The sequence below is a fragment of the Streptomyces sp. KM273126 genome (genome assembly GCF_004337435.2).
GTDB lineage: Bacteria > Actinomycetota > Actinomycetes > Streptomycetales > Streptomycetaceae > Streptomyces > Streptomyces acidicola.
Genome location: NZ_SJXB02000001.1, coordinates 2118925 through 2139830, shown reverse-complemented (window position 1 = coordinate 2139830; position 20906 = coordinate 2118925). Strand labels below are relative to the sequence as shown.

Here is a 20906-nt window from a genome sequence, read left to right as displayed (position 1 = left end):
GCACCGGGGCGAGGACAGGGCAAAGACGGGCAAGGACGGACCAAGCGCATCAGACCGCCAACGCGCAACAGGCACCCCCCTCGGAAACAGCACAACCTTTTGTGCTACTTACGTGTCACACAGGAGTGGCCCTTTTGGCGCTCGACGACCAACCGGCCGCCCTCCTCAGACATTTGACGCAATCGGGGTACTTAACTTGAATACCGCCATTCGGGACAGGCGTGTCCGCAGAGCCGCCGCCGTAGTCGTCACCACCGGCGCGCTGCTCACCAGCGGCGCCCTCGGCATGGCCCCGGCGCAGGCCGCGACCAAGCCCACGATCGCCGCCAAGGGCGGCTACGCGATGAACAACGCGACCGGCAAGTCGCTGTACACCAAGGCAGCGGACACCCGGCTCTCCACGGGTTCGACCACGAAGATCATGACGGCGAAGGTCGTGCTCGCGCAGCCGAACCTGAACCTCGACGCCAAAGTCACGATCCAGATGGCCTACAGCGACTACATCGTCTCCAAGAACGCCTCCTCTGCCCGCCTGATCGTGGGCGACAAGGTCACGGTCCGTCAGCTGCTCTACGGCCTGATGCTGCCGTCCGGCTGTGACGCGGCGTACGCCCTCGCCGACAAGTTCGGTTCGGGCTCGACGCGTGCGGCGCGCGTGAAGTCGTTCATCTCGAAGATGAACACGACCGCCAAGGACCTCGGCCTGACCAACACGCGCTTCGACTCGTTCGACGGCATCGGCAACGGCTCCAACTACTCGACGCCGCGCGACCTGACGAAACTCGCCAGCAACGCGATGAAGAACTCCACGTTCCGCACGATCGTGAAGACGAAGTCGTACACGGCGAAGACCACCACCAAGACGGGCAGCACCCGCACGATGAGCCCGTGGACGAACACGAACGGGCTGCTCGGCAGCTACAGCGGCACCATCGGCGTGAAGACGGGCTCCGGCCCCGAGGCCAAGTACTGCCTCGTCTTCGCCGCCACCCGCAACGGCAAGACCGTCATCGGCACCGTCCTCGCCTCGACCTCCATCGCGGCACGTGAGTCGGACGCGAAGAAGATCATGACCTACGGCTTCGCCGTCTGAGGCTCAGGCCTTCGCACGGCTGCCCGAAGGGGGCCACCGCTCGTCGGTGGCCCCCTTCGTCGTGCGGGGTGGGTACGGGGCTCGCGCCCGCCCCAGTCTCACGCCCTGTTTGTCATGCCCAGGTGATCAGCCTCTTGGGCTGCTCCAGGATGGCCGCCACGTCGGCCAGTACCTTCGAGCCCAGCTCCCCGTCCACCAGGCGGTGGTCGAAGCTCAGCGCCAGGGTCGTGACCTGGCGGGGCTTCACCTTGCCCTTGTGGACCCAGGGCTGGAGCTTGATGGCGCCGACGGCGAGGATCGCGGACTCGCCGGGGGGAAGGATCGGCGTGCCCGTGTCGACGCCGAAGACGCCGACGTTCGTGATGGTGACGGTGCCGCCCTGCATGGCCGCCGGGGAGGTCCTGCCCTCCCTCGCCGTCCCCACCAGCTCGCGCAGTGCCTCGGCCAGCTGCGGGAGTGTCTTGTCGTGGGCGTCCTTGATGTTCGGCACGATCAGGCCGCGGGGGGTCGCGGCGGCGATGCCCAGATTCACATAGTGCTTGAGCACGATCTCCTGGTTGGGCTCGTCCCAGGACGCGTTGATCTCCGGGTTCCGGCGGATCGCCACCAGCAGGGCCTTGGCGATCAGCAGGAGCGGGTTCACCCGCAGGCCCTCGAACTCCTTGTCCTGCTTCAGCTCCTCGATCAGCTTCATCGTGCGGGTCACGTCGACGGTCACGAACTCCGTGACGTGCGGTGCCGTGAACGCGGAGCCGACCATGGCCAGCGCGGTCGCCTTGCGGACGCCCTTGACGGGGACACGGGTCTCACGGGCTCCGGCGTACGACACCGCCGGTGCCGCTGCGGGTACGGCGGGCGCGGTGGGCGCCGCCGGGGCGGCCACGGAAGTCCCGGCGACCGGCTCGGCGGCCGGAGACGGGGCCGCCGCCGCGTACACGTCCTCGCGCGTGATGATGCCGTCCGGGCCCGAGGGGGCGACCGTCGCCAGGTCGACCCCGAGGTCCTTGGCCAGCTTGCGCACCGGCGGCTTCGCCAGCGGGCGGGGCCCGGCAGCACCGGTCCCGTGTCCGTTCAGCTCGCCCTGGACGCCCGGGAGGGCGGGGGCCGTGTACAGCTTGTCCTCGGCGGGCGGGGGCTCCACGGGCCGGGTTCCCTTGCGGGGGCGGCGCCTGGTGGACGACTCGGCGACTCCGTAGCCGACGAGGACCGCCTTGCGGCCCTCGGGCTCGGCCGGCTCCTCCTTGGCGGTGGCGGCCGGCGCGGGCTCCGCAGGGGCTTGCGCGGGAGCGCCGCCCGTCACGTCCACCGCGATGATGGACGTGCCCACGTCCACGGTGGTGCCCTCGGGGAAGTGGAGATCGCGCACGACACCGTCGTACGGGATGGGCAGCTCGACGGCCGCTTTCGCCGTCTCGACCTCGCACACGACCTGTCCGTCGGTGACCGTGTCACCGGGCTGGACGTACCACTTGAGGATCTCGGCCTCGGTGAGTCCCTCGCCCACGTCGGGCATCTTGAACTCCCGCACGGACGCTTCAGTCATCGTCGTCACGACCCTCTCCTCAGTACGCCAGCGAGCGGTCGACGGCGTCCAGTACCCGGTCCAGGTTCGGCAGGTACTCCTCCTCCAGCCGCGCCGGCGGATACGGGGCGTGATAGCCGCCGACCCGCAGCACGGGGGCCTCCAGGTGGTAGAAGCACCGCTCGGTGATGCGCGCGGCGATCTCCGCGCCCGAGCCGAAGAACACCGGCGCCTCGTGCACCACGACCAGGCGGCCGGTCTTCTCCACCGAGGCCTGGATCGAGTCGAAGTCCAGGGGGGAGACCGAGCGCAGGTCCAGCACCTCCAGGGACTTGCCCTCCTCGGCGGCCGCGTCCGCGACCTCCCGGCAGAGCTTCACCATCGGGCCGTACGCGACCAGCGTGAGGTCGGTGCCCGCGCGGACGACCTGTGCCTTGTGCAGCGGGGCCGGGATCGCCTCGGGGTTGACCTCGGCCTTGTCCCAGTAGCGCCGCTTCGGCTCGAAGAAGATCACCGGGTCGTCGCTCTGGATGGCCTGCTGCATCATCCAGTAGGCGTCGGACGCGTTCGACGGCGAGACGATCTTCAGGCCCGCCACATGCGCGAACAGCGACTCCGGGGACTCGGAGTGGTGCTCGACCGCGCCGATGCCGCCGCCGTACGGGATGCGGACCACGACCGGCAGCTTCACCTTGCCCAGCGAGCGGGCGTGCATCTTCGCGAGCTGGGTGACGATCTGGTCGTACGCCGGGAACACGAAGCCGTCGAACTGGATCTCCACCACCGGGCGGTAGCCGCGCAGCGCGAGGCCGATCGCCGTGCCGACGATGCCCGACTCGGCGAGCGGGGTGTCGATGACCCGCTCCTCGCCGAAGTCCTTCTGCAGCCCGTCCGTCACGCGGAACACGCCGCCGAGCTTGCCGACGTCCTCACCCATGATCAGGACCTTGGGGTCGGATTCGAGGGCCTTGCGCAGCGATTCGTTGATCGCCTTGGCCAGCGCCATGTTCTTCCCCGCCACAGCCTGTGCGGTCATCGCTGCTTCCCCTCCTCCACGTCGGCGAACGACTCCTGGTAGGCGGCGAACTCGGCGCGCTCCTCGTCGACGAGGGCGTGCCCGTCCGCGTACACGTTCTCGAAGATGGCGAAATGGTCCGGGTCCGGCATGGTGCGAACCACTTCGCGCACTCGCCTTCCCAACGCTTCGCTCTCGGTTTCGAGTTCCGCGAAGAATCCCTCGTCCGTGTCAGTTTGGGACTGGAGATAGCTGCGCAGCCGGGCGATCGGGTCCTTCGCCTCCCAGGCCGCCCGCTCGTCGTCGTGGCGGTAGCGGGTGGGGTCGTCGTTGGTGGTGTGGGCGCCCATGCGGTACGTGTACGCCTCGACGAGGGTGGGGCCCTCGCCGTTGCGGGCACGCTCCAGGGCCCACTTGGTGACCGCGAGGCAGGCCAGGACGTCGTTGCCGTCGACGCGCACGCCGGGGAAGCCGAAGCCCTGGGCGCGCTGGTAGAGCGGCACGCGGGTCTGCTTCTCGGTGGGCTCGGAGATCGCCCACTGGTTGTTCTGGCAGAAGAACACGACGGGGGCGTTGTAGACCGCGGAGAAGGTGAACGCCTCGGCCACGTCGCCCTGGCTGGACGCGCCGTCACCGAAGTACGCGATGACCGCCGAGTTCGCGCCGTCCTTGGCGAGCCCCATCGCGTACCCCGTCGCGTGCAGCGTCTGGGAGCCGATGACGATCGTGTAGAGGTGGAAGTTGTTGCTGTTCGGGTCCCAGCCGCCGTTGTTCACGCCGCGGAACATGCCGAGCAGGTTGGTCGGGTCGACTCCGCGGCACCAGGCGACGCCGTGCTCGCGGTAGGTCGGGAAGATGTAGTCGTCGTCGGTCACGGCCCGGCCGGAACCGATCTGGGCGGCCTCCTGGCCGAGCAGCGAGGCCCACAGGCCCAGCTCGCCCTGGCGCTGGAGCACGGTGGCCTCGGCGTCGAAGCGCCGGGTGAGCACCATGTCGCGGTACAGACCGCGCAGCTCTTCGGGGGTGATGCCGGCGACGTAGGGGTCGTACTCGGCGTTCTTGATCCGCTTGCCCTCGGGCGTCAGCAGCTGGACGAGCTCGGGCTCGGTGCCGGGCGCCTTCTTCGCGGCGGTACGGCTGGTCGTGCGCTTGGTGCCGGTGGTGCTGCTCTTGGTGCCGGTGGTGCCGGCCTTGCCTCCGGCGCTGCGTCGCGCCTTGCGCGCGGCAGTGCTCTCCACGGTCACGTGTGCTCCTCCGTCGGTCCGGCCCCCGGGATTGCCGGGTAGCCAGTGCGGCTCGCCTGGTCCCGATACCCGTGCACGGGGTGGGTGCCCTCGGCCGGGAACAGGCGTGACAGGTGCCCCGGCGAGCGCCCTGCACAAAGCACGTTACCCAGTGCCGCTCATTCCTGTGAAACCCCTCCTGACCTGCGTTTTTTCTTGGATTTCCAAGTACTTTTTGTCGGATTTCCAAGTAACTCGCATCATCGGGAACAGCCGCTGGTCACAGCACTGGTTACAGCCTCGCAGGGGGCCGGAACACCGGCACGTTATCCCGGTCACCCCGAGCTCGGGAAGAGTTCTGTACCACCCCTAGTGCTCCACGCGCCCCCCTGGGCGCCTCCCTCCTCGCGCCGGGAAGAAACGGCACGCGCGCGTGAAGCCCGTTTCGGGCCGCACGCGCGCGTGAGGGGTGTTCTTCAGGGGGTCTCTGTCCGTGTCCGGCTCGGAGCCCGTGTCAGGACGTCGCACCTTCACCGGACGGGTCGCTCGCCGGTGGGCTCGGGCTCTCTCCACCGTCCTGCGGCGTCGACTCCTCGTCCGTCGGCGGCTCCGCGCTCGCCGACCCGGTGTCCGAGGGCTCACCGCCCGACGGCTCGCTCGGGGTGATGGACGGGGTGAAGCTCGGGGACGGCGGGTAGCTGGGCGTGAAGTCGGAGCCGGGATTCGTTCCGGTGTCCTCGTGCGTGACCTCGTCCGTCGGCTCGTCGCTGGGACTGGCGCTGGGCTCCTTCTCCTCCTTGGACTGCGTGGCGGTCGGCGACTGAGTGGTCCCGCTACCGCCTTCCCCGCTGCCCGTGTTGTTCAGCGCCAGCGCGACGCCCGCCGCGATGGCGACGACCGCGAGCACCGCGAGGATCCACAGCTTGCCGCGGCCGCTGCCCCGGTTGCCGTGCCCCTCGAAGCCCCCGTCGTCCCGGCCGCCGCCGTTCGGCAGGATCGGCTGGTGGATCTGCGCGGTACCGGAGTCCGAGGGGTGCGGCATCGCGGCCGTGCCCGCGAAGCCCGCGGCCGGGGTCTGCCTGCCGTCGTGCGCGGTCACGGGCCCGGTGTTCCAGGTGCCGGTGTGGCCGCCCTGGTCGTACAGCATCTGCAGGCCGTACTGGACCAGTCCGCGCATCTCCTCGGCCGTCTGGAACCGGTCGTCCGGCTCCTTGGCGAGGGAGCGCGTCACCAGCCCGTCGAGCTCCGGCGGCGCCCCGTCGGAGACCTCGGAGGGCGGCACCGGAAGGTCCTGGACGTGCTGGTAGACCACCGACAGCGGGGTCTCACCGACGAACGGCGGCCGCAGCGCGAGGAGCTCGTACAGCAGACAGCCCGTCGCGTACAGGTCGGAGCGGTGGTCGACGGCCTTGCCGAGCGCCTGCTCCGGGGACAGGTACTGGGGCGTGCCCATGACCATGCCGGTCTGCGTCATGGTCGACTGCGCGCCGTGCAGGGCGCGCGCGATGCCGAAGTCCATGACCTTCACGGCGCCGGTGTGGGTGATGATGACGTTGGCCGGCTTGATGTCGCGGTGCACGATGCCGTGCTGGTGCGAGTAGGCGAGCGCCTCCAGCACTCCGGAGACGATGATCAGCGCCTGCTCGGGCCCCGGGGCCTCGGCGTTGAGCAGCAGGTCACGGATCGTCCGGCCCTCGACCAGCTCCATCACGATGTACGGCACGGGGGTGCCGTTCACGACGTCCTCACCGGAGTCGTACACCGCGACGATCGCATGGTGGTTGAGCCCGGCCACCGACTGCGCCTCACGCGTGAAGCGCGCCTTGGAGACCGGGTCCTCGGCGAGATCGGAACGCAGCAGTTTGACCGCGACCGTACGGCCGAGGCGCACATCCTCGGCCGCGAACACCTCGGCCATGCCGCCCCGGCCGAGTCTGCCGGTCAGCCGGTACCGGCCGTCACCGACGAGCCCTCTGTTGCCCCACATCTCCGGCGCGTCTGACATACCGCCGCCAGCCGCCTCGGGGTCGGACGGGCCCTGAGCGCGCTGCTGTGCCATCAGTCCTCGCCGTCGTTTCTGCCCGCGGTCCGCGCGGTCTCGTTGTCACGGTCTTCCGTCGGGCCACGCTACAGCCTCTGCGCAAGGCCCCGGTCCGTCTTGGAGGGGGGAAGGATTGGGGAAGGATTCAGGTGGGAGCGGCCATGAAACCTTCCACGCCACCCCTCGTGCAAATTGTGTGTAGCGCTCGTACAACCCCGGTAACGCTTACGCGACGCTTCCTTCGCGTACGGTCACGGATCGGGCACCGCGCTTGACGTGTCAGTGCCCTCGGGCAGACTTGGCCGGGAATCACTCAAAACAGCACGAGGATCGCCGAACGCGGGAGCCACGCAGGCAACTTCGCCCGCGCCGATGGGGGACGCAGAAACATGAGCCACGACGGCGCACAGGGCCGGTATGCGGGGCGGTCGTTCGCCGGTGGCCGCTACCAGCTGCGCGATCTGCTCGGTGAGGGCGGCATGGCCTCGGTGCACCTCGCATACGACTCGGTGCTCGACCGGCAGGTGGCGATCAAGACACTTCACACCGAGCTCGGCCGCGAGCAGGCCTTCCGCGAGCGGTTCCGCCGCGAGGCCCAGGCCGTGGCGAAACTCACGCACACGAACATCGTCTCGGTGTTCGACACCGGCGAGGACGTCCTGTTCGCCGACGGCTCCGCCCCGGGGAGCGGCGCCCCGACTCCGTACATCGTCATGGAGTACGTCGAGGGCAGGCCGCTCGGCTCGGTGCTCGACGCGGACGTCCGGCAGTACGGCGCGATGCCCGCCGACAAGGCGCTGAAGATCACCGCGGACGTTCTGGCGGCGCTGGAGATCAGCCACGAGATGGGCCTGGTCCACCGCGACATCAAGCCGGGCAACGTGATGATGACCAAGCGCGGCGTGGTCAAGGTGATGGACTTCGGCATCGCCCGCGCCATGCAGTCCGGTGTCACGTCCATGACCCAGACCGGGATGGTCGTCGGCACCCCGCAGTACCTCTCGCCGGAGCAGGCGCTGGGCCGGGGCGTGGACGCGCGCAGCGACCTGTACTCGGTCGGCATCATGCTGTTCCAGCTGTCCACCGGGCGGCTGCCGTTCGAGGCGGACTCTCCGCTGGCGATCGCGTACGCGCACGTCCAGGAGGAACCGGTCGCCCCCTCCTCCATCAACCGTTCGCTTCCCCCGGCGGTGGACGCGCTGGTCGCCCGCGCCCTGAAGAAGAACCCGAACGAGCGTTTCCCGAGCGCCGAGGCCATGCGCGACGAGTGTCTGCGGGTGGCCGCCTCGCTCCAGGCCGCCCCGCCGCCGAGCATCGTCCCGGGCGCGCAGACGTCGAGCGGCGCCGGTGTGGGCTCCGCCGTCTTCCCGCCGATCGACCAGTCGACCCCGGCACCGCAGGGGAACATACAGACCCCGTACCAGCCCGGCCCGTACAGTCCGCCGACACCCACCCCGACTCCGCAGCCGCCCTCCCCGGCGTACGGCTATCCGCAGCAGAGCGGGCAGAGCGGCTACCAGATGGCGCCGCAGAACGCTCCGTACCCGCCGCAACCGGGGCCGACGACCCCGCCCCCGTACAACATCACCCCGCAGCACCCGACTTCCGCCGCGGGATCCTCCGGGGGCGGCAGGACCAACACGGGTGTCATCGCCGGCGCGGTCGTCGTCGCGCTCGTGGCGATCACCGCTCTGCTCGGGGCCATGCTGCTGAACGGCGGCGACGACAAGGGCGGCGACGCGAGCGGTGATACGAGCGCTGACACGACCGCCGGCGCCTCCTCCGCCTCGTCCCCGGATGCGGCCGGGCACAGGGGTCCGGACACCTCGAAGACCATCGAGACGGAGCGGTGCACGGAGCCGATGGAGTCGTACACCGAGCCCGGCAAGATCAAGCTCCCGACCTTCGAGTTCAAGAACATCGACTCGGTGAAGGCGTGCCTCCAGGCGGCCGGCTGGAAGTACGAGACCAAGAGGGTCGACGAGAACACGTACGGCGAGGACACGGTCATGCAGCAGTACCCCTCGACCAACGACAACGTCGATCCCGATGACATGCCGACGATCATCCTGGACGTCTCGACGGGCAATCCGGCCTCCTGACCCGGCGATCTCGCAGGTCAGGCTCCGGGCGTGAGCCCGTCAGGGGAAACGTGAGCCGGTCACCAGTCATGGGGGCATGGGAAGGGGGCCCGGTGCGACCACCGGGCCCCCTTCCTGCGAGCGCTAGAGGTACGGCCCGCCCGTGCGCGGGTCCTCAAGGCCGCCCTCGCCGCCGACGCCCGGCGGGAGGGCGCGGCGCATCTGCTCCAGCTGAGCCCGCGCGGCCATCTGCTGGGCGAACAGCGTCGTCTGGATCCCGTGGAACAGCCCTTCGAGCCAGCCGACCAGCTGCGCCTGCGCGATCCGCAGTTCCGAGTCGCTGGGGATCGCCTCGTCCGTGAAGGGCAGGGAGAGCCGCTCCAGCTCCTCGACGAGCTCGGGAGCCAGCCCGTCCTCCAGCTCCTTCACCGAGCTGGCGTGGATCTCCTTGAGCCGGGCCCGGCTCGCCTCGTCGAGAGGTGCCGCCCGCACCTCCTCCAGAAGCTGCTTGATCATGCTGCCGATGCGCATGACCTTCGCAGGCTGCTCCACCTGCTCCGTCACCGGAACCTCGCGGGAGTCCTCGTCTCCTCCGCCGCCGAGAGCCATGCCGTCCTGGCCGACGACCAGGATCTGCGGCGGATTCTCGGGCGCCCTGTCGTTCCTCGGCATCTCCATGCCGCCATTCTCTCGCACCGTTCCTGATCCCGTGGACCCGGCTGCCCCAGGGTGCGGCAGGGGATGGCGACCTCCGGGACACCAGGGCGCCCGGGATGCCGGGATGATTGCAGTATGTGACGCTTTTGTCACTGCCCCTCGCCCTTCGCCCCTCGCACCGGGAAGGGAGCACCGACGTGGCTCCATTCCGCACGGTTCGGTTTCTGACGGCCCTGACGCTCATGGTCCCGGCAGCCCCAGTCGTGACGGCTCTGGTTCCGGCGGTGGGCGTCGTCCCTCCCCGTACGCCGCCGGGCCCACCCCCGCGCCGAGGAGTCCCGCGCCGGCAGCAGCGCGGGCGAGGGGCGGGAACGGCCGGGGCGGGACGATGCGGACGCCGAGCCCAGCGAGGAGGAGGCGGACGATCCGGCGGCCACGGAGACCGCCACGGCTCCGGGCACGGACACAGGCACTGGTGAAGACCCTGGCTCGGGTACAGATCCGGGATCGCGCACGAATCCCGCGCGCCCGGAGCCCGGCCGACCCACCCGCGGACGCGAAACCGCCGACGCCCCCGATGAACCGCAGCGGTCGGGCACCCCCGACCGCCCGCTCTCCGGTGTCACCCGGCGGGATGCCGCCGAGGGACTCGGGGGCCGGGCCCTCCCGCTCGGCAGCGGCCTGATCCTCATCGGACTCGGCCTGGGGCTGGCCTTCGTCGGCCTGCGCTTACGACGGCCGTGAGGCCCCTCAGGCTCCCAGGCACTCCCCAGGCCTCCCAGGCCGCTCAGGGCGCGCAGGCCGCTCAGGCCGCTTCCGGGGTCGTGAGGTCCTACGGCGTCACCAGCAGCACCTTCCCGACGTGCCCGCTCTCCTCCAGCACTCGGTGGCCCACGGCCGCGTCACTCATCGGCATCTCGCGGTCGACGACCGGGCGTACGTGGCCGGCGGCGACGAGCGGCCACACGTGCTCCCGTACGGCCGCGACGATGGCGGCCTTCTCGTCGACCGGGCGGGCACGCAGAGTGGTCGCACTGATCGCGCCACGCTTGCTCAGGAGCGCACCGATGTTCAGCTCGCCCTTGGCTCCGCCCTGGAGGCCGATGATCGCGAGCCGGCCGTTGACGGCGAGGGCCTTCACGTTCCGTTCGAGGTACTTGGCGCCCATGATGTCGAGGATGACGTCCGCGCCCGCGCCGTCCGTGGCCCGCTTGATCTCCTCGACGAAGTCCTGCTCGCGGTAGTTGATCAGGATGTCCGCGCCCAGCGCGGCGCAGTGGTCCAGCTTCTCCTTGGTGCCCGCCGTGACGGCGGCCTTCGCACCGACCGCCTTGGCGAGCTGGATCGCCATCGTGCCGATACCGCTGGAGCCGCCGTGCACTAGGAGGGTCTCCGCGGGGCGGAGGTGGGCGATCATGAAGACGTTCGACCAGACGGTGCAGACGACCTCGGGCAGCGCGGCCGCCTGGAGGACGTCGAGCCCGTCGGGCACGGGCAGTACCTGACCGGCGGGGACGGCGACCTTCTCCGCGTATCCGCCGCCCGAGAGCAGCGCGCACACCTCGTCGCCGACCGCCCACCCGGAGACGCCGGGGCCCAGCGCGGCGATCCGCCCGGAGCACTCAAGGCCGGGGTACGGGGAGGCGCCGGGCGGCGGATCGTAGAAGCCCTGCCGCTGGAGCAGATCGGCGCGGTTCACGGCGCTTGCCGCCACCTCGATGAGCACTTCGCCCTCGCCGGGCTCCGGGTCGGGGACCTCGTCCCACACCAGGGCCTCGGGTCCGCCGGGTTCGGGAATCGTGATCGCATGCATGAGGGGGAACCTACTCCGCCCGGCCGTCCTGCGTCCCAGGTCCCGGCCCCGGTACTTCGCGAGTTCCGGTTGTCCTGGTCCCTTGGTCCGGTTGTCCTGGTCCCTTGGTCCTGATGGTGGTGCGGCCGATCGCCGGGAGAGCGACGGTGGATTCGTACGGCCGCTCGGGTTCTCCGGCCGATGAGTTCCGGAGGTCCGGGCGGTCTCCCCTTCTACTGTCCCGTGAACCGGGCCCCGTACGCGGAAGGACCCCATGACATGAGCGCACAGACGTCCGGCCTCGCCATCGAGACCGCGGGTCTGGTGAAGACGTTCGGCGAGACCCGAGCCGTGGACGGCGTCGACCTCTCCGTGCCGGCCGGCACGGTGTACGGCGTCCTCGGCCCGAACGGTGCCGGCAAGACCACCACCGTGAAGATGCTCGCCACCCTGCTGCGCCCCGACGCGGGCGAGGCCCATGTCTTCGGCCACGACATCGTCCGGGAAGCCGACGAAGTGCGGAGCAGGGTCAGCCTCACCGGTCAGTACGCGTCCGTGGACGAGGACCTGACCGGCGCCGAGAACCTGGTGCTGCTCGGCCGTCTCCTCGGCCACCACAAGAAGGCCGCCTGGCGGCGCAGCGAGCAGCTGCTGGAGGCCTTCGGGCTGACCGAGGCGGCGGCGAAGCAGGTCAAGCACTACTCCGGCGGTATGCGGCGCCGTATCGACATCGCGGCGTCCATCCTCAACACGCCCGATCTGCTCTTCCTCGACGAGCCGACGACCGGTCTCGACCCGCGCAGCCGGAACCAGGTGTGGGACATCGTGCGCGCGGTCGTCGCCCAGGGCACGACCGTGCTGCTGACCACGCAGTACCTGGACGAGGCCGACCAGCTGGCGTCCCGGATCGCCGTCATCGACCGCGGCAGGGTGATCGCGGAGGGCACGAAGGGCGAGCTGAAGGCGTCCGTCGGGGCCGGTTCCGTGCACCTGCGGCTGCGCGACCCGGCGCAGCGCCCGCAGGCGGAGGAGGTGCTGCGGCTGGCGCTCGACGCGGACGTGCAGCGGGAACCCGACCCGGTGGCACTGACAGCGCGGGTGGGCGGGGCGCGGCGGGCGGGCAGCGGGCGGCCGAGCAGGCGGCCCGCGCGCTCACCGAGCTGACCCGTGTCGGCATCACCGTCGACAACTTCTCGCTGGGCCAGCCCAGCCTGGACGAGGTCTTCCTCGCCCTCACCGGACACGACACCCGGACGCAGGACACACAGCGCGCACAAGGCAGTCAGGGCAGTCAGGGCAGTCAGGGCAGTCAGGGCAACGACACCGAGCTTCACGACACGAAGGACGAGGCGGCGGCATGAGCACCGCGACCACCACCGAGAGCAAGGAACTCGCCCCGGTCAGCGCCGAGTCGCTGGCCGCGCTGCTGATCGCCAAGGAGCGGCCGCCGCGCCCCAGCGCCCTGTCGGCGTCGCTGACCTTCGGCTGGCGGGCCATGCTCAAGATCAAGCACGTGCCGGAACAGCTCTTCGACGTCACCGCCTTCCCCGTGATGATGGTGCTGATGTACACGTACCTCTTCGGCGGCGCCCTGGCCGGTTCGCCGAGCGAGTACATCCAGTTCCTGCTGCCGGGCATCGTGGTGATGTCGGTCGTGATGATCACGATGTACACGGGTGTCTCGGTCAACACGGACATCGAGAAGGGTGTCTTCGACCGGTTCCGCTCGCTGCCGATCTGGCGGCCGTCGACGATGGTCGGCTATCTGCTGGGCGACGCCCTGCGCTACACGATCGCGTCCGTGGTGATGCTGGCCGTCGGTCTGATCCTGGGCTACCGCCCCGACGGCGGGGTCGTGGGCGTGGTCGCCGGGATCGCGCTGCTGATCGTCTTCTCGTTCGCGTTCTCGTGGATCTGGACGATGTTCGGTCTGATGCTGCGCACCGAGAAGTCCGTGATGGGCGTCAGCATGATGGTGATCTTCCCGCTGACCTTCCTGTCCAACGTCTTCGTCGACCCGAAGACCATGCCGGGCTGGCTCCAGGCGTTCGTCAACAACAGCCCGATCACGCATCTGGCGTCGGCGGTGCGGGGGTTGATGGCGGGTGACTGGCCGGCCGCGGAGATCGCCTGGTCGCTGGGCTGGTCGGCACTGTTCGTGCTGGTCTTCGGACCGATCACGATGCGGCTCTACAACCGCAAGTAGCCGTACGGCGTCGGGAGTGTCGTACGGCTACAGGGGTGCCGTACGACGACAGGGGTGCCGTACGGCGACAGGGGTGCCGTACGGCGCTGGGGGCGTCCGCCGATTCCGCGCGGGCGCCCCCTCGCCGTGCCCGGGGCTGGTCAGTCCTGAGGCAGTGGTCGCATGTCCGGCGCGACCCTGGTGCTCGGGGTGGCCCGCACTATGGTGATGAGCCGGTCCGTCAGCTGGAGTTCGCCGACGGACGGGTCGTCGTAACCGAGCACCCGGTGGCCTCGTACGACACTGACGACGAGGTCGTCGGTCTCCCGCACACCGCGCCCCACCTCGGCCTTGATGACCGGCCGTTCGACGATGTCCAGCCCGCTGCCCTGCTGGATGAGGTCCTCCATGACCATGCCCGCGGCCGGGCTGAGCACGGAGAGCCCGAGCAGCCGTCCGGCCGCGCTGGCACTGGTGATGACCATGTCGGCACCGGACTGCTTCAGCAGCGGCGCGTTCTCCTCTTCCCGTACGGCGACCACGATCTTCGCCGAGCGGTTGAGCTGCCGTGCCGTGAGAACGGCGAGGACCGCGGTGTCGTCCCGCTGTGTGGCGATGATGATCTGCCGCGCCCTCTGCGCCTCGGCCCGCAGGAGCACATCACTGCGGGTGGCGTCTCCTACGACCCCCGCGTACCCGTCGGCTGTCGCCGCCTCGACCACCTTGGAGCTGGGGTCGACGATCACGACCTGCTCCTTCTTCAGCCCCTGGGCGCAGACGGTCTGGATCGCCGACCGCCCCTTCGTCCCGAAGCCGACGACAACGGTGTGATCCCTCAAAGCGGTCCTCCAGCGGTTCTGGCGCCATTCCTCACGTGTGCGCTCCGTGAGGACCTCGAGCGTGGTGCCGACCAGGATGATCAGGAACAGCACGCGCAGGGGCGTGATCACGAAGATGTTGGTGAACCGGGCGGCGTCGCTGACCGGGGTGATGTCGCCGTAACCGGTCGTGGAGAGGGTGACGGTCGCGTAGTAGAAGGCGTCGAGAAGGTCGACGCCGTCGTCGGAGTTGTCGTTGTATCCCTCGTGGTCGGCGTAGACGATGAGGGCGGTCACGACCAGCACGAACAGGGCCATCGCCAGCCGCTTGGCGACCTGCCGTATCGGGCGCTCGACAGCCCGTCTGGGGAGCTTCACCTGGTGGGTCGCGAGACGCTCGTCCGCGCGTCGAGCGATCAAGTCCTGGCCCGGTAGTTTCACGTGAAACGCTCCCCGGTCCCCGATTCGTTCTCCGTGATCCTGTACATGACGATCCTGCACATGCTCCGTTTCACGTGAAACACACCTGAATTCCCGCAGTCGCCCATGGCAGATCGAGGAGTTCCAGCGTCTGTCCCGGGCGAGCACCGCCCGGGGGTACGACGGCCAGAGCGTCGGCGGTGGCGATACCGCGCAGCATGGCGGGACCGTTGTAGTGCAGCGGTACGGCCCGGTCGGCGCGCCGGGCGACCGGGACGAGTCGGGTGTCGCGCGGGTGGCCGTGCACAGTCTCCTGGAGCGGCAGTGCGTACGGCTCCGGGGCGGCGCGTCCCGCAAGGGTCCGCAGCAGGGGCTCGGCGAGGGTGAGCAGCCCGGAGACGGCCGCCAGAGGGTTGCCGGGAAGCCCGACCAGGTGCTGGTTCTCCCGTGTCCTGGCCAGGAGCATCGGGTGGCCCGGGCGGACCTGGACACCGTCCACGAGGAGCTCGGCGCCGAGGCGGCGCAGCGTGGGGTGAACGTGGTCGACAGGGCCTGAGGCGGTGCCGCCGGTGGTGACGATCAGGTCGGCGGGGGAGTTCTTCAGGGCCTCGTACAGGGCATCGGCGTCGTCCCCGATCCTGCGGACGGTCATGACCTCGGCGCCGAGCGCCCCCAGCCAGGGCGGCAGCATGGGGCCGAGTGCGTCCCGGATCAGGCCGTCGTGGGGACGGCCTTCGGTGAGCAACTCGTCGCCGAGGACCAGGACTTCGGCCCTTGGACCAGGAATGACGGAGACCGTGTCGTACCCGGCGGCCGCGGCCAGCCCGAGTACGGGCGGGGTGATCAGGGTGCCGAGCGGCAGGAGCTGGTCGCCGCTGCGGCACTCCTGGCCGCGCGGCCGGATGTCCTGACCATGGACGACCGTGGGCGTCCCACCAGGTCGAGCGGCATCGCGAGCTTGCGGGAGGGTCGCGTACAGCCGGCCCTTGTCGTCGATGCGGCCGTGCTCGCTGCGCAGGACGGCCGTGCTGTCCTGCGGGACGCGGGCGCCGGTGGCGATACGGACGGCCTCGCCGTCGGTGAGGGGTTCGGGCTGCGCGTGCCCGGCCAGCACTCCGTCCTCACGTACGTGCCAGGGGCCGGGGCCCGCGACCGCCCAGCCGTCCATCGCGGAGGTGTCGAAGGACGGGAGGTCGGTGAGGGCCGTGAGGGGAGCCCCGAGGACCAGGCCGAGAGCCTCGTCGAGGGTGACGGAGGCGGGGGTACGGCGCCGGACCGACCGGGCGGCGCGCTCGGCGAGGGCGCGGGCCTCCGGCCAGGCCGTGCCCCTGTGCCGGGTGTCCTCGCCGGAGTGCGGTGCCCGCGAGGCGGGCATGGACGGCGACGGGGTGGACGGCATGCCGAGTGGGCGCCTGCTCCTGTCGTTGACCATGGCCAGCGCCTCCTCCACGTCGAGTTCCTCGGCGTCCTGGGCGGTCATCCGGCGTCCGGCCCGGCGTCGGGCGTGTTCTCGTCCGCCCAGCGGAGGGCCAGGGCGGCGGCCTTGCGGGCGGCCTCGGCGACCGCCTCAGGGCCGCCCTCGGCGCGGGCCGCGGCGTACCCGACGAGGAACGTGGTCAGCGGGGCAGCGGGCCGGGCCACTCCGTGGGCGGCGTCGCGAGCGAGGTCGAGCAGGGTGCCCGTGTCGACATCGAGGTCGATGCCCAGCTCGTCCTTGACTGCGGAAATCCATTCATCCAACACGTGCCCATGCTCCCTGATCTGAGCCCGGGCGGCGGCGATGTCCTCCCAGGTGTCACAGTCGAACGACGCGACGGGGTCGGCGATGCGGGTGAGATCGAGCGCGCCGGTGAGCCGCCGCAGGGGCAGCCCGGTGAGACCGCCGTGCCCGGCGGTGAGCGAGGTGAGCTCGCGGCGTAGGGCGTCGGCCCGGTACGCGGCGACAAGGGGCTGGTCACGGCCGTCGGGGTCGGTGAGCAGCACACCCTCGGAACCATGCGTTCCCAGGGCGTCCAGCAGCCGCCGTACCGTCGTCTCCCGAAGGAACGGCAGATCAGCGGAGAGCACGACGACATACGGCGCGGTGGTGTGCCGGAGACCGGCCTCCAGCGCGGCGAGCGGGCCGCCGCCGGGCGGGTCCTCGCGCGCCCACACCACGGACCGTGCCGTCTGCCGGGGATCGGCCACGACCACCGTGGTGCCGCCGCCCGCGCATGCGGCCAGCACCCGGTCGAGCAGCGCCCGGCCGCCCACGCGCACTCCGGGCTTGTCGGCGCCGCCGAGCCGCCGGGCGGCGCCCCCGGCGAGCACGACGGCGTCGTACACGGTCACGGCAGCGTCGTACGCCTCGGCGGCGGCGCGGGGCGGCGGCTGCTGCGGCTGCGGCTGCCCCGGAGGGTCGTACGCGGTCACCCCCCGAGTATGCGTGCCACGGCGATCACAGGGAACGCAGGAGCACCACCGGCTGTTCGACGCAGTCCGCCACGTACCGCAGGAAACCGCCCGCCGTGCCGCCGTCGCACACGCGGTGGTCGAAGGTGAGCGAGAGCTGGACGACCTGCCGCGCCGCCAGCTCGCCCTGGTGCACCCAGGGTTTGGGGACGATGCGGCCCACGCCGAGCATGGCTGCCTCGGGGTGGTTGATGATCGGCGTGGAGCCGTCGACGCCGAACACTCCGTAGTTGTTCAGCGTGAAGGTCCCGCCGGTGAGTTCTGCGGGGGTGAGCGTCCCGGTGCGGGCCGCCTCGGTCAGCCGGGCGAACTCGGCGGTGAGCGACTGGGCGTCCCGCGTGTGCGCGTCCCGGACGACGGGCACGACGAGCCCCCGTTCGGTCTGCGCGGCGAACCCCAGGTGCACCCGGTCGAGGCGGACGATCTCGCGGGCGGCCATGTCGACGGTGGAGTTGAGCTCGGGGAAACGGGCGAGGGCGGCGGTGCAGATCCGCGCCAGCAGGGCGAGCAGCGAGATCTTGGGGCCGTCCGCCGCGTTCATGGCCGCGCGCGCGTGCATGAGCTCCGTCGCGTCGGCGTCCACCCAGCAGGTCGCGTCGGGGATCTCGCGCCGACTGCGGGAGAGCTTGTCGGCGACGGCCCCGCGCACGCCCCGGAGGGGGATGCGGGTACCGGGGGCGAGGGTCGCGGACGTGCCGGCCGCGGCAGACGCGACGGCGCTCTCCGTGCGCGTGGGCGTCAAGCTTTCCGCGCGCGTGGACGTCAGGCTCTCCGCGCGCGTGGGCGCCGAGACGGTCTCCGTCTGTGCCGCCGGGACCGCTGTCACCGGAGCGGAGGGGGGCGCGGCGGCGGCCGCGGCCCGCAGCGCGTGTTCCACGTCCGCCCGCAGGATCAGCCCGTCGGGTCCGGAGCCCGCCAGCTCCCGCAGATCCAGGCCGTGCTCCCGGGCGAGGCGGCGCACGAGCGGTGAGATGACCGGGACGGGGCCCTCAGGGTGCTTCGGGGCCGCCTCGGGTGGGGGTGGGGTGCTCGCGGCGACCGGGGGCGCGGCAGCCCGACGCGGCATGTCCGGCACGGCTCCGCTCTGGGGCCGCGCCCTCCGACGTCGTGCCGGGGGCGCCCCCGTGCCGTAGCCCACCAGCACGTTGCCGGAGCCCTGGTCGTCCTCGGCGGGCGCCCCCACGGCCACCGTCAACAGCGGTGCCCCCACGGGCAGTTCCGTCCCCTCGTCGCCGTAGCGGGCGGTCACGACGCCCCCGTAGGGGCAGGGCACCTCCACCATGGCCTTGGCCGTCTCGACCTCCACCACCGGCTCGTCGATGGCGACGACGTCGCCGACCTGCACCAGCCAGCGGACGATCTGGGCCTCGGTCAGCCCCTCACCGAGGTCGGGCAGCCTGAACTCCAGCACCTGGGTCATCAGCTCTCCGCCTCCCACTGCAGGCGCTCCACGGCGTCCAGGATCCGGTCGACCCCGGGCAGGTGGTGCCGCTCCAGCATCGGCGGCGGATACGGGATGTCGAACCCGGCGACGCGCAGCACGGGCGCCTCCAGGTAATGGAAGCAGCGCTCCGTGACGCGGGCCGCGATCTCGCCCCCCGGGCCGCCGAAGCCGCCGGACTCGTGGACGACCACGGCGCGCCCGGTGCGCCGTACGGACGCGGCCACCGTGTCGTCGTCGAAGGGCACCAGGGAGCGCAGGTCGACGACCTCCAGGTCCCAGCCCTCGGTCCGCGCCGCCTCTGCCGCCTCCAGGCAGACGGGTACGGACGGCCCGTATGTGATCAGCGTGGCGCTGCGGCCCGGGCGCCGCACCACGGCGCGGCCGATGGGCTCGACGGGCCCCGGGTCCTCGGGGTTCCAGGAGTCCTTCGACCAGTAGAGCCGCTTGGGCTCCAGGAAGACGACGGGGTCGTCGGACGCGATGGCGGCGCGCAGCAGCCCGTAGGCGTCGGCGACGGTCGCGGGCGTGACGACATGGAGTCCCGGGGTCGCCATGTAGTACGCCTCGGAGGAGTCGCTGTGGTGCTCGACGCCGCCGATGCCTCCCCCGTAGGGGACCCGGATCGTGACCGGCAGCGGCATCGCGCCCCGCGTACGGTTGCGCATGCGCGCGACGTGGCTGATGAGCTGCTCGAACGCCGGGTAGGCGAACGCGTCGAACTGCATCTCCACGACCGGCCTGAGCCCGTACATCGCCATGCCGACGGCCGTCCCGAGGATGCCCGCCTCGGCGAGCGGCGTGTCCGTGCAGCGGTCCTCGCCGAACTCCTCGGCGAGGCCGTCGGTGACCCGGAAGACGCCGCCGAGCGCGCCGACGTCCTCGCCCAGAATGTGGACCGCCGGGTCGGCGGCCATGGCGTCGCGCAACGCGCGCGTGAGGGCCTGCGCCATGGTGGCGGGCTTGAGGGCGACGGTGGTCATCGGCCCGTCCCTTCTGCGTCCGCCTCGGCGCCGGCTTCGAGCTCGGCCCGCAACCGGTCCTGCTGCTCCCGCAGTTGCGGTGTGGGTTCGGCGTACACATGGGCGAACAGGTCCATGGGGTCGAGCTCCGGGTCCTGGTTCATGCGCTCGCGCAGGTCGGCCGCCATGGCCTCGGCCGCGTCGCGAGCGGCCCGGATGCCGTCCTCGTCGAGCAGACCGCGCTCGGTCAACTCGTGCTCCAGGAGCGCGATCGGGTCATGTGCGCGCCAGGTCTCGACCTCGGCGTCGCCGCGGTAGCGGGTGGCGTCGTCGGCGTTCGTATGGGCGTCGATGCGGTACGTCACCGCTTCGACCAGTGTGGGACCGCCGCCCGCGCGCGCGTGGGCCACGGCGTCGCCGAGCACCTCGTGCACGGCCGCCGCGTCGTTGCCGTCGACCAGGCGGCCCGGCATTCCGTAGCCGACGGCCTTGTGGGCCAGCGACGGGGCGGCGGTCTGCTTGGCGAGCGGGACGGAGATCGCGAAGCCGTTGTTCTGGACGAGGAAGACGACCGGGGCCTGCCACACGGCGGCGAAGTTCAGCGCCTCGTGGAAGTCGCCCTCGCTGGTGCCGCCGTCGCCGACCAGGGCGAGCGCGACCACGTCGTCGCCCTTGAGGCGGGCGGCGTGAGCGAGGCCCACGGCGTGCGGGAGTTGGGTCGCGAGGGGGGTGCACAGGGGCGCGACGCGGTGCTCGTGGGGGTCGTACCCCGTGTGCCAGTCGCCGCGCAGGAGCGTGAGCGCCTGGACGGGGTCGAGGCCGCGGGCGACGGCGGCGAGGGTGTCCCGGTAGCTGGGGAAGAGCCAGTCGCGCTCTTCGAGCACGAGGGCCGCGGCCACCTCGCAGGCCTCCTGGCCGGTGCTGGAGGGGTAGACGGCGAGCCGGCCCTGCTTGGTGAGTGCCGTGGCCTGCGCGTTGTACCGGCGGCCGCGCACCAGCTCCGCGTAGAGCCGGCGCAGCAGCGCGGGGTCGGCCTTGGCGGCGGTCTCGGTGCCCAGGACGCGGTACGGCCGCGCGTCGGGCAGCAGCGGAGCGGGGTCGGTGCGGGGCTGCCAGGCGGGCGGCGGTGTCGGCCGGTACGCGCCCCGCTGCTCCATGACCGTCATACGGCACCTCCTCGTGGGAGTGGCTTCTCGGGCCCGCCA

15 protein-coding genes and 1 pseudogene are annotated in these 20906 nt (G+C 71.1%); 4 read left to right on the top strand and 12 right to left on the bottom strand.

Annotated elements, in window-relative coordinates; all coding sequences use genetic code 11:
• Positions 1-262: 262 nt before the first annotated feature.
• A complete protein-coding gene (locus E0500_RS09210) occupies positions 263-1093 on the top strand; it encodes a D-alanyl-D-alanine carboxypeptidase family protein (RefSeq protein ID WP_399120176.1) in 831 nt (276 codons plus the stop codon).
• Between the two features lie 112 nt (positions 1094-1205).
• On the opposite strand, the gene E0500_RS09205 is transcribed toward E0500_RS09210, so the two are convergent.
• The 4 genes from E0500_RS09205 to E0500_RS09190 form a co-directional block, all read right to left on the bottom strand.
• Positions 1206-2645 carry a dihydrolipoamide acetyltransferase family protein gene (locus E0500_RS09205; RefSeq protein ID WP_131562826.1) on the bottom strand — a complete coding sequence of 480 codons (1440 nt, stop codon included), beginning with the start codon at positions 2643-2645 and terminating at the stop codon, positions 1206-1208.
• Between the two features lie 10 nt (positions 2646-2655).
• The gene (locus E0500_RS09200) at positions 2656-3651 is read right to left on the bottom strand and encodes an alpha-ketoacid dehydrogenase subunit beta (RefSeq protein ID WP_131562828.1); all 996 of its coding nucleotides are present in this window, start codon (positions 3649-3651) and stop codon (positions 2656-2658) included.
• Complete coding sequence (pdhA, locus tag E0500_RS09195; RefSeq protein ID WP_131562830.1) at positions 3648-4874, bottom strand: pyruvate dehydrogenase (acetyl-transferring) E1 component subunit alpha; 1227 nt, start codon at positions 4872-4874, stop codon at positions 3648-3650. Before pdhA (E0500_RS09195) ends, E0500_RS09200 begins: the two co-directional genes overlap by 4 nt.
• Positions 4875-5367: 493 nt before the next feature.
• A complete protein-coding gene (locus E0500_RS09190; protein ID WP_399118841.1) occupies positions 5368-6912 on the bottom strand; it encodes a protein kinase domain-containing protein in 1545 nt (514 codons plus the stop codon).
• Positions 6913-7283: 371 nt separating this feature from the next.
• Between E0500_RS09190 and E0500_RS09185 the strand changes: the two genes are divergently transcribed.
• The gene (locus E0500_RS09185; protein WP_131562834.1) at positions 7284-8996 is read left to right on the top strand and encodes a Stk1 family PASTA domain-containing Ser/Thr kinase; all 1713 of its coding nucleotides are present in this window, start codon (positions 7284-7286) and stop codon (positions 8994-8996) included.
• A gap of 123 nt (positions 8997-9119) precedes the next feature.
• Here the strand turns inward: E0500_RS09185 and E0500_RS09180 are convergent, their stop codons facing one another.
• On the bottom strand, positions 9120-9653 hold the full coding sequence (locus E0500_RS09180; protein WP_131562836.1) for a bacterial proteasome activator family protein: 534 nt from the start codon (positions 9651-9653) through the stop codon (positions 9120-9122).
• Positions 9654-10464: 811 nt separating this feature from the next.
• The gene (locus E0500_RS09175) at positions 10465-11445 is read right to left on the bottom strand and encodes an NAD(P)H-quinone oxidoreductase (RefSeq protein WP_131562841.1); all 981 of its coding nucleotides are present in this window, start codon (positions 11443-11445) and stop codon (positions 10465-10467) included.
• 258 nt (positions 11446-11703) lie between these two features.
• On the opposite strand from E0500_RS09175, the pseudogene E0500_RS09170 reads away from it, so the two are divergent.
• Positions 11704-12785: pseudogene (locus E0500_RS09170) on the top strand (ATP-binding cassette domain-containing protein).
• Positions 12782-13630: an ABC transporter permease gene (locus tag E0500_RS09165; protein ID WP_131562844.1), complete on the top strand. Its 849-nt coding sequence runs from the start codon at positions 12782-12784 to the stop codon at positions 13628-13630. The pseudogene E0500_RS09170 and the gene E0500_RS09165 overlap by 4 nt, the downstream one beginning before the upstream one ends.
• Before the next feature lie 140 nt (positions 13631-13770).
• Here E0500_RS09165 and E0500_RS09160 read toward each other — a convergent pair whose 3' ends face one another.
• From E0500_RS09160 to pdhA (E0500_RS09135), 6 genes are all read right to left on the bottom strand, one after another.
• Positions 13771-14868: a TrkA family potassium uptake protein gene (locus E0500_RS09160; protein WP_131562846.1), complete on the bottom strand. Its 1098-nt coding sequence runs from the start codon at positions 14866-14868 to the stop codon at positions 13771-13773.
• A 70-nt stretch (positions 14869-14938) separates the two neighbouring features.
• Entirely contained in the window at positions 14939-16327 is a 1389-nt protein-coding gene (locus tag E0500_RS09155) for a molybdopterin molybdotransferase MoeA (protein WP_131562848.1), read from the bottom strand.
• The gene (locus E0500_RS09150; RefSeq protein WP_399118836.1) at positions 16324-17259 is read right to left on the bottom strand and encodes an NTP transferase domain-containing protein; all 936 of its coding nucleotides are present in this window, start codon (positions 17257-17259) and stop codon (positions 16324-16326) included. The genes E0500_RS09155 and E0500_RS09150 overlap by 4 nt, the downstream gene beginning before the upstream one ends.
• A gap of 25 nt (positions 17260-17284) precedes the next feature.
• Positions 17285-18718, bottom strand: coding sequence for a dihydrolipoamide acetyltransferase family protein (locus E0500_RS09145; RefSeq protein WP_131562850.1), 1434 nt, complete (start codon positions 18716-18718; stop codon positions 17285-17287).
• A complete protein-coding gene (locus E0500_RS09140; protein ID WP_131562853.1) occupies positions 18718-19722 on the bottom strand; it encodes an alpha-ketoacid dehydrogenase subunit beta in 1005 nt (334 codons plus the stop codon). Before E0500_RS09140 ends, E0500_RS09145 begins: the two co-directional genes overlap by 1 nt.
• Positions 19719-20867, bottom strand: a complete 1149-nt coding sequence (gene pdhA / locus E0500_RS09135) for a pyruvate dehydrogenase (acetyl-transferring) E1 component subunit alpha (RefSeq protein WP_131562855.1) — start codon at positions 20865-20867, stop codon at positions 19719-19721. Before pdhA (E0500_RS09135) ends, E0500_RS09140 begins: the two co-directional genes overlap by 4 nt.
• Positions 20868-20906: the final 39 nt, after the last annotated feature.